The organism is Bacteroidota bacterium (assembly GCA_019637975.1).
Taxonomy (GTDB): Bacteria; Bacteroidota; Ignavibacteria; order UBA10030; family UBA6906; genus CAADGV01.
Genome location: JAHBUR010000007.1, coordinates 25,697 through 38,665 on the forward strand (window position 1 = coordinate 25,697; position 12,969 = coordinate 38,665).

Sequence of the window (12,969 nt, forward strand, 5' to 3'; positions counted from 1 at the left end):
GCAAGTTGTTTATCGTTCGACTTCTCAGGATATTCGTGCCGAACAACAACTACATATTACTCAATCCGGAAGGCACGCTTGAGATTAATCGAAACCGGCGCAGCGTGGGTTGCGCGTATGCTGAATGTCCCCACGTTGGCCATTACGATGTTTAAGAAAGCAAATGAAGTAAGCGGCATCGATAAGGACACGCTGCCTACCGAGCTCATTCCCCTGAATACGATTCAGTTGTCACGCGGCCTTCTGAATTTCACCCTACTGCAGAGTATCCGAAACTGGGTCTTCCCTTACTGGGCGCATCAACAGTATGATCCCTCCTCTCCGGCGTTCATTCCCCGTTCCCATCTCGGTCTCTCCATGAATCTGACGCATCGAAACTGGACGGCAGTGGGAAGCCCGGACTGTGATGTTGAGCCGATTGTTGACCCGCGTGGAATGGTAACACCATTCCGTGATGGTTGGTCGCTGGACGTATGGCTGTTGTATGATGGCAAACTCTACTGCCCCTCGCAGCAGCGTAACGTTCGTCAACGACTCGTAAATGATGTCCCTATCGTTGAAACGACAATTGAATCCGGCGACCTTGTTCTGGTTCTGACAACGTTTGTTGTCAAAACGGAGATGGTTCACCGGGCAGAGGTAAGGAACAACTCCACGACGCCGAAACATTTCAGGCTCTTCTTTGCCGTTCGACCATTTAACCCTGAGGGCATAGGTCTTGTTCATGATGTTCAGTTCGTTACACGTGACAACTGCTTCCTGGTAAACAACAGCGCCAAAGTTCATTTTGCCGAAGAACCTGTTCGTATTGCATGCTCTGGTTACGAGGGAGGGGATTGTGCAGGTTTTGTCGCCAATGCTGGGGTGAGCGACCGGCAAGAGGCGCATTGCACGGTTGGTCTGGGGAACGCGGCCGCTGGATTCGAGGGGGACCTCATTCCGCGCGCATCAAAATCCGTTGACGCGATCTGTTCTCTGCAATCGCCTTCGGTTCGATGGGACAAGAGTCTTTCTGATGATCCGGGAAACGTGTGGGCGAGCGCGTTGGAGAAGGGCTGTCTGTTTTCAACTCCCGATCAGCGTATCAATGCGCTCCTCACATCGTCTCTATCAACACTTCTCTTGTTTGTTGACAGGCACTCCATTACGCCGGGGCCATTCACGTATCATCAGTTCTGGTTTCGCGATACCGCATACATGCTCTGGGCGCTGGAGAAATTCGGGTTCAAGCAGCACATCGCAGACGTCATGCAGGGTTTTCGGGACAAACAACAGCGGTCAGGATACTTCCGATCTCAACAAGGCGAGTGGGACTCAAACGGCCAAGTGTTGTGGCTTGCATGGCAACACCTGCGCTACACGGGCGACACCGCGTTGGTGCAGGAGCAGTTGGAATCCTTGCGACGCGGGGCAAGGTGGATCGAGAAGAAGCGTTTGATGGGAAGCATGACTGAGCCCTACTATGGCTTGTTGCCAAGAGGCATGAGCGCCGAACATCTCGGCCTGGCCGACTATTATTTCTGGGACAACTTCTGGTCGCTTGCTGGCCTTGAGTCGTATGCCGGGATATGCGATCACCTTGGTCTGTCCGGGGAGTCGGCACGCACATGCGATGTGCTGCATCAGTATCGCAGAGATGTTGAAAGGGCGATCCGAATTTCCCGGGAGAAATCCTCAACACAAGCAATAACAGCCGGCCCTTTTCGCAACATTGATTGCGGTATGATCGGATCTGTGTGTGCGTGGTATCCTCTTCAGTTGTTCAAGCCGGATGATGCCGGACTGGGTGAGACTCTTGAAGCATTGCATAAGAGGTTTTTCAGAAACGGCATGTTCTTCCAGGATTTCATTCACAGCGGCATGAATGCCTACCTCACCCTTCAAGTGGCGCATGCATGGCTGTACGGTGGCAACCGGAAGAGATTTTGGGAGATATTTTCCACTGTGTGCTCATTCGCCTCACCCACGATGAATTTTCCGGAAGCTATACATCCTGTCACGCTTGGCGGCTGTATGGGAGATGGGCATCATGGTTGGGCTGCGGCCGAAATTGCCCTGGCATTGCGGGATGCTTTTCTCTACGAACAAGAAACACCCAACGGTTCACATCTGATCCTTCTTGCCGGGGTGCCTGGCTCCTGGTTTTCATCCGGCAAGGAGTTTTTCGCAGAGAAGGCGTGTGTTCATGGCGGCGTTGTTGGTATACGCGTGCGCTGTTCGGCATCAATGATAGAGATACAGGTAGTGTTCGAACGAATCAATACATTTGCCCCCCAACGGATGTCTATGCGTCTGCCCGTTGCGGTGAGAAGTGTTTCTGTCGATGGTGAGTCATTCGTACGGTATCAATGCAAGGGGGATGAAACACACATTGAATTGGACGCACGATCAGTTGTTGTGCGAGTGTTTCAGTGATGGCAGAAATGGAATAATGTGAGGATGAAAACCGGACTGGAATTTGCACTTGAGTTGGCGGAATGCGCTACACGAGAAATTCTTCCGCGATTGAGAGGCAGGAATCGGATCAAGCGCCGGATTCCGGTTTCCGCTGCTGCATTTCCTTCAAGAGCGAAATCAGTTCCGCAACAGACGCAAATCGCAGACCCTTGATGCGAGCCCATACGATCTTTTCATCGGCATCCAATTCCTGCGCAATCAGAATTGCATCCTCATAAACTGCTTCGCGCATACGTTGATCCTTCCCGTTGTGCATGATTATTCTTGTTCACAGAACGGCTTCATTCATACATCACATCCAAACCATCAGCATTGTTGTAAAAGGATGATCGTGACGATCTTTTGGGCTGTTGCACAGGAGGAATATGTCCCAACGAAAGGCGTATGTCATACTCGGCGCTGCATTTGCGATTGAGACATTTCACGAAGAAGAGATTTCTGATGGGCTGGGAGAGAATTCGAATCCGTCCCTTGTTGCACACTTTGCATGCTTTCATGTAGTCAATCCAAGCCATGAGTTTGGGATTCGAGTCGAGATGCGTACGCTAATCGGGCGAGTGTTGCACAACTCCTCATACACAATATAGGCTGACGTTGTAACGTAATTGTTGCCTGAAGTTTAAGAGTCTTTTAAGACGTCACTCCGGCCTGGGGGGAATATTCTGAATCGTGGGAAATCACTTCGTTTCGGCCTTAGGAAGGTTGTGAAATAGCCGACGATCGAGGGACATCTCATGGTGCTTGCTTTGCGGCCGTTATTCTCTGCACATCCAAGAAGTTTCTATCAGGCCATTCCTTTGTCTTACCCCGACAGATGGAGATCACCGGGATGCACAGGAGGCCCGCCGTAATCCACAATCGATCAGGCGCCGGATCTCATCCGGGTCAGCCGCAATCTTGAACGCATGGCCGACCTCACGACCAACATAGCCGAGCAGGTGATTTTTATGGCGGAGGCAAGGGTGGTGAAACATCAGGGCGTTCACGAACAAACGCCCGGGGAAGAATCTACGAGGTCAATCCTAACACAACATCCCTGTCGAAAATCCAGCTGAATTTTTCCTTCCCGGAAAAACTCACACGGTTAGCTAAATTCGCGTAGCGTTCCGAAAGGTTGCAGAGATAATCCTGCGCCTTCGCCGCAACATCCGAGAGTCCCTGAATCGTCTCCAGTCTCCAATGTTCCACCAGATCCTCGATGATGTCCGAGTAATCCTTCACGGTGTACACGCCGGTTTTCTGCGCGACAATCGAATACTTCTCGAACAGATTCTTGTCCCTGCCGTCGTACATGAGCACGGCGGGCATGGTGATTTTTGTTTTCATCATCTTCGCAAACGAGAGTACCGCCTGCGCAGGGTCCAGGTCGAACACCTTGCTCATGAACAGCTTGTACGCCTTTTCGTGCCGTGCCTCGTCGCCCGCAATCAGGCCGCAGATTTTGTGGAGCATATCCTCGCCCGCTTTTTTTGCAAGCACGCCCACGTTGCGGTGCGAGATTTTCGTCGCTCGTTCCTGAAATGACGTATAGATGAATCCGAGATACGGATCGTCGCCCGTTTGCGGGTCGAAGCCGTTGTTGATGAGGTGATGGACTGTTGTTTCGACGGCCCGCATATCCACGCGGCCGGAGAGGTAGAGGTACTTGTTGAGCAAGTCGCCGTGGCGGTTTTCCTCCGCCGTCCAGCCGCGGCCCCACTGTGCCCACGGCGTGTCGCTTGCGCCGGTCGGGTCTTTCACGCCCTGCAGCCGGTTGATCCACGACTGGTAGGTGGGGAGCGCCTCCTCCGTTACCATATCGCCCACTAATACCACCAACAGTTCATCCGGCAGCACAGACGCTCGCGACCGGAACTCGGCGAGTTGCGTGTGCCAGTCCTCCTGCGTAATGTCGGGTAGAAAATCGCTGGGCTGCCAGCTCTCCTCCACGGGTACGAGTAGTTCGGAGAGATGCTGCTTGACAAATCCCTCCATGCTTTTGATCACTTCAAACCGGGAAGAGGTTACGGGGATATCATTGTCAGACGCCACAAATCGCTCCATTCGAGTGGAATATTCAAAGAACTGTGACACAATATGACGCAATTCGGGGTGAATAACAAGGAGGGGGGAGTCAGAGTCACATGTCCTAGTCATGCAAACCATTGAGGGGCAGATTTACGTCTGCCCTGTCCGTGTTAAGTGTGGCAAATGCTGTTGAAATCTGCAAACGCGGGAGGCAAAGTCGGGACACAAGATACGTCGCCGGTTGTCCGAAGGATTATGATGTTTGAAATATCGGAGATGTTTCGTTTTCACTTCCGATCATCCTCAATAGGTCTGACAGCTTTCTCTACTTTGGAGGAACACGCATGGGTATGTCGAGTGGCAATTCTGTTCTTCTTGCCCAATCCTGAAACGAGCCGTCGTAGATTCTTACATCATGGCCCAATAAACGGGCGGCGAAGTACACGACGCTGGCAGTCTGTCCAACGTGGCAGTACGCCACGACTTGTTCGCCTTCCTTTACTTCAGCATCACGAAAGAGCATCTTCAACGTCTCATAGTCCCTGTATTTTGAGAGCTCTCGCAAGAGAGAAGTGTAGGGAATATTTACGGCGCCGGGAACATGTCCGGCTCTTGCCATTCCGCCGGAATCAGCGCCGACGTAGAAGTGGGGAAGTCGGGCATCCACAATCCGTGTTGAAGGGGAGTTCATTGACTTCATAATCCAATCCGCATTAACGACAACATCGGAGCGGGGGTGTGTTGTGAGAGTGCCGCGTTGAACTTCAGGAATTTCGGTTGAGAGCGGCCGCTTTTCTTCGCGCCATGCGTCCAATCCTCCATCCAAAACCGACAGTTTTCCGGCAAAACCAATCTGCTCCAGCGTCCAGAATAGGCGTGCAGCCGAAACAACGGCGCCATAAATCACAACATGTGAGTTGTCGGAAACACCGGCGGATTTAAATAGAGAGTCGAGTTGAGAAACGGGAGGGAGTTCGGACGTGAGTCCCGACCCCGGTGGTTGCGGCGGCGGCGTTACGATGGATTGCCACGGAACCAAACGGGCACCGGGAATGTGCCCGGCGTAGTACTCACCTTTGGCAAACGCCACATGCAGAATAACGAGCGAGGGATCCTGCAAATGCTTGTGAAGCCATTCGGTTGTAACGAGGATGTGGCCGGAGGGCTTCCCGTCGGTTGCGTGCAACGCGTGCAATGGGAAGAGCGTTGTGAGAACGAGAACGGCGAGAGATGCGGTGAATCGTGACATAGCTTCTCCGTTGAATATTTGTCGGAATGGATTGTGGCGGACTCTTCCCTGCTAACGCCCACCGGGCCGGAAAGTTGCACCGATTTCTTTTCTGGCGGAACTCGCGTACTTTCGGTTCAGGAGGAATGTATGAAACAGGAAATTCTGTTGCTGGGGAATCCCGTCCTCAGGACGAAATGCAGGCCCGTGAAGAACTTCAACTCCCGGCAATTGCGCAGCGTTATCACCGATTTGCGTGACACGCTGTACGATTTCAGGAAACGCAACGGATTCGGCCGTGGCATTGCTGCCCCGCAAATCGGAATCACACGGCAAATCATCTTCATTCACATTAACGAACCCATCGCAATCATCAATCCGAGAATCATCAAACGCAGCAAAAGGCTCTGTTCGTTGTGGGATGATTGCTTCAGCTTCCCCAACCTCACCGTGAAGGTGAAACGACATTATTCTATAGAGGTTCGCTATCAAGATGAAATGGGGGAGAAGAAGACGCTACAAGCCAGCGGGGCACTTTCGGAACTATTGCAACACGAGATTGATCATCTGAACGGCGTTCTGGCAATTGATCGGGCGATCAACTCGACGCACATCATTCTTCGGTCCGAGTTCGAACTCCACAGAGATTTCTCACCACAAAGGCACAAAGGAACACGAAGTCTCACAAAGAATAAGTGACCAACCTTTGTGGAACTTTGTGTCACTTCGTGACTTCGTGTTGAAAAACCATGTAACGCTAATCATCAGCCTCTGCTCTTCCCCAATTCGTCTTCACACAATACCCGAAAATCTTATCCGAGTAGTTCTTGAAAAGAGGGAACTCGATTCCGCTTCCCTCCAGCAGCTTGTCTGCATTTGACGAATCGAACAGACGGTTGACGGTGACGTAGGGAAGCAGCGTGTCGAGCTGCGACATGAGTGCATCTTCGCGTCCCCGCATTGCCGAGCGGCGCTTTTCGTATTCTTCTTTTGAGATGAATTCCATTGTGCGTGGATGTTTCAGCGGTGTATGCTTGTCGAAGTACTTCACGGCGGCAACAACCACTTCGTCGAGTCGGGCGGCACGGTTGGGTCCGGCGGTTATGTGGAACACCTTGCCAACGGATTCTTCTTTTGTGAGAATGTGAACCATCGCATCGTCCACCCAATCAATTGGCACCAAATCCATCAGTGTGTCGGGCGTGCCGGGGACGTACGTGAGCAAGCCCTTCTGCACGAGGCGGAGAGGGATGTAGATAACGTTGAACGAGCTGGTTTTGCCCGTACGCGAATCGCCGATGATAATGCTGGGACGGAAGACTGTACAAGGGATTTTGTCGAAGTTGTTCCGCACGATCCGCTCGGATTCGTTCTTCGACTGCTCGTACGTGTTGAAGAACTTCTGCCCCATCTCCAATTCGTCTTCGTAAATGTGACCGCCCCGCTGCCCGGACACCGACGAGCTGCCGATGTACACGAAGCGTTCAAGCCTTCCGCGTTCAGCGGCCATGTGGGCGATGGAAAGAAGCCGCTTCGTCCCGCCGCAATTCAGTGCCCGCGCTTCGTCAATCGGATGATCGAAGCGAATCGTGGCGGCGCCGTGCACAATGTGCGTCGCTTCCTTGACGATGCGCTCAATCTGCGCCGGGTTCAGGCCGCAATGATCAAGCCCCACATCACCCAATATCCCTTCAATGCGTTCCGGCGCATCGGGGATAGTGAACTCATCGGCAATCTGCCGGGCAATGTTCTGCGTACGCTCGTTCGCTTCGCCTTCGTCTTCTCCCCGCACAAGCAGTGTGATAGTTGAGTCCGGGAATTTGCTCAGCAGCCGCGGAATCAAATTCTTGCCGACCAATCCCGTGCCGCCGGTGATGAAGAAATGTTTGGACATGTCCGTTTCAGATATTGAACTGGTAATACAAGATACAAAAAACACTGCTCTGTGAAAAAAGCAATCAAGTCGTCTGTTGGTTCGCGTTTCTGTTGAAACCTGCAACAGTGTCAGTTGACCGAGAGGATTTGATCGTTATCGCTTTTCTTTGCGATTATTCTTGACTTCTTGCTGCGATGATGTTATATTGCGGCCAGTCGAAGATGTTCCAAGCTTGCTCACTTTGGTTTAGTTGTTCTTTGACTTGGATGAGAATGTGGGGTGGTGTGGCGATAGGGTTGTAGCTTCACCTTGGAAAGATGTCTCATCTCTTTTTGCCAAATAGATTGGCGGAAGCATCTCCCGCCAGACGGATTGGCGGGCAGGCATCTCATCTCATCTCATCTCATCTCATCTCATCTCATCTCATCTCATAATAGAGACTTTTATCTCTTAAGTGGAGGAGACTATGAAGACCTATCTTCTGATTCCGACTTGCCTCGTACTTGCGTTCAGTTGCAAAAAAGACCCGCCCGTGGTGCCACCGCCACCGCAACAGGCAACAATAACACTCAAATCTGAAGACGCCAGTTGCACGGAAACCTGGTTGGCGGCAAGCACAACTGAAGTACCCGCCACAGTCCGCCTCGTATTGCTTGGCCCGACTCCACAAACTAAACAGACCCTCCGACTGATTTCTCCCGACTCTCTGCTCATTGACGAAGGCCTTCTCCCCAACCGCACCTACACCTACCAACTGCAAAAGCTCGGCAGTGACTCAAGCGTGCTTGAGACAAGCGCAGCCGTGCAACTGACGACAATGGACACAACGAGTCACAACTTCACATGGCAGGTAGATACGTTGGGAGATGGTGGCAGCAGCGTGCTGTACGACGTAGCGATCATCAACGATACGTTGGTGTATGCAGTAGGGGAAATCTGGAAACGGGATTCTTCGGGTAACTGGGTTAATCCTCCGTTTAACATCGCGCGGTGGAACGGTCAGCGATGGGAGTTAATGCGGCGGTTTTTTGATTGCCGTTTGTATTATCCCAATTGCGGCCCGGAGTTCTTCCTCTTCACTCCGATACGGGCGATCTTCGCATTTGGCCCTGACGATATATGGGTTGCAGCAGGCACAGCACAGCATTTTGACGGAGCCAACTGGACAGAGCATGCCGGCGTACAGGGTGTGGGGAGTGCAAACAAGATTTGGGGAAGCAATTCGGATGACCTCTGGTTTGTTGGCAACAACGGGTTCATTGTACACAAATCAGGTACGACATGGCGCCAATTGGAGAGCGGGACGAGGGTATCGCTCAATGATGTGTGGGGTAAAAACAATCGATGGACAGGAGAAAACCAGATACTGGTAGCTGCATCGAACAAGTACGAAGGAGGTGAAAAGAAACTTCTGCGAATCAATCAGCATTGGGTTCTCGATTCTCTCGCATGGCCTATGCAAACTAGAAGAATCCACTCAGTTTGGTTCGACATGAATTCACGAGTTTACACTTCGGGCGGAGGCGTTTTCGCCATTCAACGGGGGAACTCTTGGGCGGAGCAACAATTGCCGCTGATTTACACGAACAGCATACGTGGGACAGCAGCCAATGATATCTTTGTGGTCGGAGACTTCAGGTTTGCCGGGCACTTCAATGGAGTACGTTGGCACGTGTATCCCGAAATCTGGTTAGGCTCGGGGCTTTACCATTCAGTTGCGGCAAAAGGGACCATGATCGTTGCTGTAGGGTGGTTAGGGAGTCGCGGAATAGCTCTTATTGGTCGAAGATGAACAAGAACAAGACGTGAAAGGAGGGTAAACATCAAGGGCATAGAAGAATCAGAACAAACTGCCCCAATGCTGTGAACATCGGGGCAGGTACCACGCAGAACAAAGCCGCAGGTTGATTTAGAGAAGGGGTAGTTTGCCTTCTCTGGCGTCTCTGTCTGCATTCACAAGATAAGTAGAGTCAACTGATTTTGCAATCAACACAAAAGGAGATGAATCATGAAACGCATGATAGGCTTATTTGTCTTACTCAGCGGGATTGCTCTCCTGCAGTCCCCAATGCCGGCTCAGACCCAAGTCGGGCCTTTGGATTTTGACATCGGCAAGAGCGCTGAGTACTGGCCCAGTGGTTACTTCTATTGGGGTGGTAGCGGACAAACCTCGTATCCGGTCGGTCGGTTCCTAAGTGGCCAAACCATTCACACCGACAGGGTCTTCTTTCAATGGAACTTTTCAGGAGCACAAATCCCGGAAGACGCCACAGTTGCCTCGGCACGCCTTCAAGTCACGGCCTCAGGGGAGTCAGGCCAAAGTCCACCGGAGTTCAACTTTTGGATATCTACAAACGATTACGACCTCTCGACTCCACCGTCAGCGCAAACACTCTACCTGTCGGCGAACAGCAGTATCGTTGCATCCAACCAGCAGACTTCGAATTTCACGTATACAGCTGATTTCGGACAATCGTCCGATTTCGTGTCTGCGTTGCAGGCATCTCTATCGGCGGAACGCTTCGTAATCGGCATTGTAAGTTCGACTGAAGGGAGTGGTGTAGGATATTCGTATAGAGTTCCCGGCCTTGGCTCCCCCTTTGTGCCTGTGAAGCTCACGATTTGGATCGCGCCGCAAGAAGTAACGGCAGACCAAGTATTCGAGGACGACGAGCGTATCCAAGCTAGTAAAATTGGTCACTGGGAAGAAAACGCTTTTGCGGAATATGTCGTACCTGAATACTTTGAGTTCGAATTGAACACAACGCAAACCTTCAGAGCCGATACTACTGTCTGGCCCAACGAAACGACGAATTACGATGAAAAGTACCATACCTGGAATGCTTCCGACGATGTCGTTAACCATCGAGATTTTCTGATTCAACCGGGACTCTCGATAGTGAAATCACAATTCAGGAGAGTGAACAACGCGACAATCCAAGCCCAGCTTCTTGATGGTGGTAATCCTGGTGGCACTATAGACTTTAAGGACCCTTGGCTGATTGATACTGCCGACGCGAAAGGTCCCAAAAACCGCAGCATGAACCCAAGATGGCGAACGCAATCATCTCCTTTCAGCAATACTACTTCCAACACTTGGTACAAAGGCGTGTTCTTGAACCAATCCTTTGGCGGTACTTCACCCTACTACTCCGTCGGCGCGCCGTTTGAGAACACAATTAACAGCCATTTGGCATACTTCCAGAATTGGTCGGGCAGTAGTGTGACGCATCATGACCCATCTCAACAACAAACCCCCGTTGTTTTCATCGCATCCGGCGCAACTTCTGTGGCACAGTACAAAGGCAAGCTTCTCTCCTCCGTTAGCAACCCTACCGGCAGCAACAGCCAGCGGGTTGTCGCAGGGATTCCGTATGGAACCCACGGAGAGGAGTTGTATGCCCTTGCCTATCCCAGCGCGGGCGAACTTTGGTGGAATGTTTCGTTCGACAACGGATCGACCTGGTGGAATGAAAAACGGTTCACTAATAGTGGGGGTACGGCAAGTGCGCCATCAATTGCCCTTTGGACCGAGTGCGTCACAAGCAGTCCTTTAAATGATCCGTGCGATACAGACTTGTATGCCGTGTACCGGAAGCAGTCCGGCGGCAATTACCAAATCATGTTTACCATACCGCCGTTTCCGGAGGCCGGAATCTCGTCCTCAGTTCAACTCAACTCGACGTCAATCAGCACCAATATTGACACGAGACCCGTCATCACACGCGTCGATTATTTCGGCGGTCCGTGGCTGTACGCGTTTTGGGAAGGTACGGGAGGTTTATGGATGAATTTCGCGTATCCGGAGAATGGCGACTGGGAATGGGCTGGTGAAGACTTGCGATACTCCGGTTATTTGAGCCCGAGCGTTTCCGGGGTCAGCGATGTGAATTTCTTCCTGACGTATGACAATAGGGATGATGTGAAGATCATCGACTACGTTGGCGCGGTTGATGAAGTCGTACCGGCGAGTGTTGCTCCGCTCTCACGCTCCTCGCAGGTAAGCGCCAACACGTCGAACAGTCCCGGGGAAGCTCATGTTGTGTGGGAAGCATCGAACCCGCAGCAAGAGGAGCAACAACGAGTTATGTACCAACGCTGGTATGATGATAATTGGGACGAAGCTCATGAATTCGCCAGCTATTCCCCTGCTGTCGATTTCTCACGTCCCACGGTCAGCAGTTTGTCCTCCGGAAAGGTGGTTTGCGCATGGGATAACGGGTCGAGCACATACAAGGCTGAGAACGAGGGCGAGGAATGGATGGTAACCGAAGTATACGAGTCGTTGATCCATCCGAACCTTGTTATTGCCGGGTCTAACGATCCGCTTGCCTCGACGCGGATTGCCGGAACAGCACCTTCTGGGCCGCCACACGAACTGGTATTTGGCACAGAGACAGACAATACCGACAAGAGCACATTAAGTTCCGTCGTTCCCACACAGTACGGCAGGCGGGCTGTTGTTGCCCGGCGGCCTTACCATGAGAAAAAATCGTTGCGCGAACGGACAGTGGCAGAACGGCTGGATCCTGCAGAAGCCGACACATCGGCATACTTCTTTGTAGAGGTATCCGCGATAGATCTGAAACTCTCAAACGGAACAATTGTGCCACTCGAGTTCACAAACGAAACGAGTCCGGCACCAAACGAGAACTCAGTGTGGAGCAGACTTTCAACATCGCCTCTTACCCTGCCAGCTAATGTTGATAGTGTATTCGTTGAGGGGGTCGCAGTCATGCACGGCTTTTCCAATCTTGTGAATCGTGAAATCGGCCTCTCATTTGATGTGATCGATGCCGACAACGGTACGCTGATCAAGCGTGTCAACAGGGAAAGGATCTATCAGTCAAACGGGAAAGGGAATCTCTCTTTGCGTGACCGGCTTGAAGGTCTGCACGGCCGACGGGTGTTCCTGAAACCAACGGTGCGAGGTTTTGCAGGAAACAGCCGCAATCTCGTTACAACTGTTGTGCATGTGCATACTGTTCTTGACGAGCTCTCGCGAAACCAGAACCTTTTGACCAAGCAAGATCACAGCCGAAAGTCAGAGATCCCAACCACTTTTGCAGTTCATGCGAACTATCCCAATCCCTTCAATCCATCGACGACAATCAAATTTGAGTTGCCGGAAAACAGCAGCGTGAGTTTGGTGGTGTACGATGTTCTTGGAAGAGAAGTGGCACAGTTGGTCAGTGGTTCTCGTGAAGCCGGTTATCACTCAGCAACGTGGGATGCCTCGAACATGTCCAGTGGCGTCTACTTCGCTCGGTTCACGGCGACCGATGCGAACGGAAGTATTCGGCTGAACAAAGTCAACAAATTGCTACTGACGAAGTGAACATTTGCTGAACACAAAAGCCCTGCACAGCAGGGCTTTCTAATCTGTCAATAGGCGAACGGA

General features: G+C 51.8%; 10 protein-coding genes. 6 read left to right on the plus strand and 4 right to left on the minus strand.

The annotated features are described in order from the left end of the window. Positions 1-78: 78 nt before the first annotated feature. A complete protein-coding gene (locus KF749_05010) occupies positions 79-2,415 on the plus strand; it encodes a hypothetical protein (protein MBX2990515.1) in 2,337 nt (778 codons plus the stop codon). Between the two features lie 109 nt (positions 2,416-2,524). Here KF749_05010 and KF749_05015 read toward each other — a convergent pair whose 3' ends face one another. Continuing rightward, the gene (locus KF749_05015; GenBank protein MBX2990516.1) at positions 2,525-2,689 is read right to left on the minus strand and encodes a hypothetical protein; all 165 of its coding nucleotides are present in this window, start codon (positions 2,687-2,689) and stop codon (positions 2,525-2,527) included. A gap of 133 nt (positions 2,690-2,822) precedes the next feature. Between KF749_05015 and KF749_05020 the strand changes: the two genes are divergently transcribed. Next, positions 2,823-3,044 carry a hypothetical protein gene (locus KF749_05020; GenBank protein ID MBX2990517.1) on the plus strand — a complete coding sequence of 74 codons (222 nt, stop codon included), beginning with the start codon at positions 2,823-2,825 and terminating at the stop codon, positions 3,042-3,044. Between the two features lie 270 nt (positions 3,045-3,314). Continuing rightward, entirely contained in the window at positions 3,315-3,512 is a 198-nt protein-coding gene (locus KF749_05025) for a hypothetical protein (protein MBX2990518.1), read from the plus strand. Here KF749_05025 and KF749_05030 read toward each other — a convergent pair. Together KF749_05030 and KF749_05035 are read right to left on the minus strand one after the other, a co-directional pair. After that, positions 3,466-4,500, minus strand: coding sequence for an acyl-ACP desaturase (locus KF749_05030; protein MBX2990519.1), 1,035 nt, complete (start codon positions 4,498-4,500; stop codon positions 3,466-3,468). The genes KF749_05025 and KF749_05030 overlap by 47 nt on opposite strands. A gap of 289 nt (positions 4,501-4,789) precedes the next feature. Then, complete coding sequence (locus KF749_05035) at positions 4,790-5,713, minus strand: sulfurtransferase (GenBank protein ID MBX2990520.1); 924 nt, start codon at positions 5,711-5,713, stop codon at positions 4,790-4,792. A 129-nt stretch (positions 5,714-5,842) separates the two neighbouring features. Here KF749_05035 and def point away from each other — a divergent pair, with 129 nt between their 5' ends. Then, positions 5,843-6,391 carry a peptide deformylase gene (gene def, locus KF749_05040; GenBank protein ID MBX2990521.1) on the plus strand — a complete coding sequence of 183 codons (549 nt, stop codon included), beginning with the start codon at positions 5,843-5,845 and terminating at the stop codon, positions 6,389-6,391. Positions 6,392-6,449: 58 nt separating this feature from the next. On the opposite strand, the gene KF749_05045 is transcribed toward def, so the two are convergent. Continuing rightward, positions 6,450-7,586 (minus strand): SDR family oxidoreductase, encoded by a 1,137-nt coding sequence (locus KF749_05045; GenBank protein ID MBX2990522.1) that lies wholly within the window; start codon positions 7,584-7,586, stop codon positions 6,450-6,452. A 448-nt stretch (positions 7,587-8,034) separates the two neighbouring features. Here KF749_05045 and KF749_05050 point away from each other — a divergent pair, with 448 nt between their 5' ends. Together KF749_05050 and KF749_05055 are read left to right on the plus strand one after the other, a co-directional pair. After that, positions 8,035-9,360 carry a hypothetical protein gene (locus KF749_05050; GenBank protein ID MBX2990523.1) on the plus strand — a complete coding sequence of 442 codons (1,326 nt, stop codon included), beginning with the start codon at positions 8,035-8,037 and terminating at the stop codon, positions 9,358-9,360. Between the two features lie 276 nt (positions 9,361-9,636). Next, positions 9,637-12,906, plus strand: a complete 3,270-nt coding sequence (locus KF749_05055; GenBank protein MBX2990524.1) for a T9SS type A sorting domain-containing protein — start codon at positions 9,637-9,639, stop codon at positions 12,904-12,906. Positions 12,907-12,969: the final 63 nt, after the last annotated feature.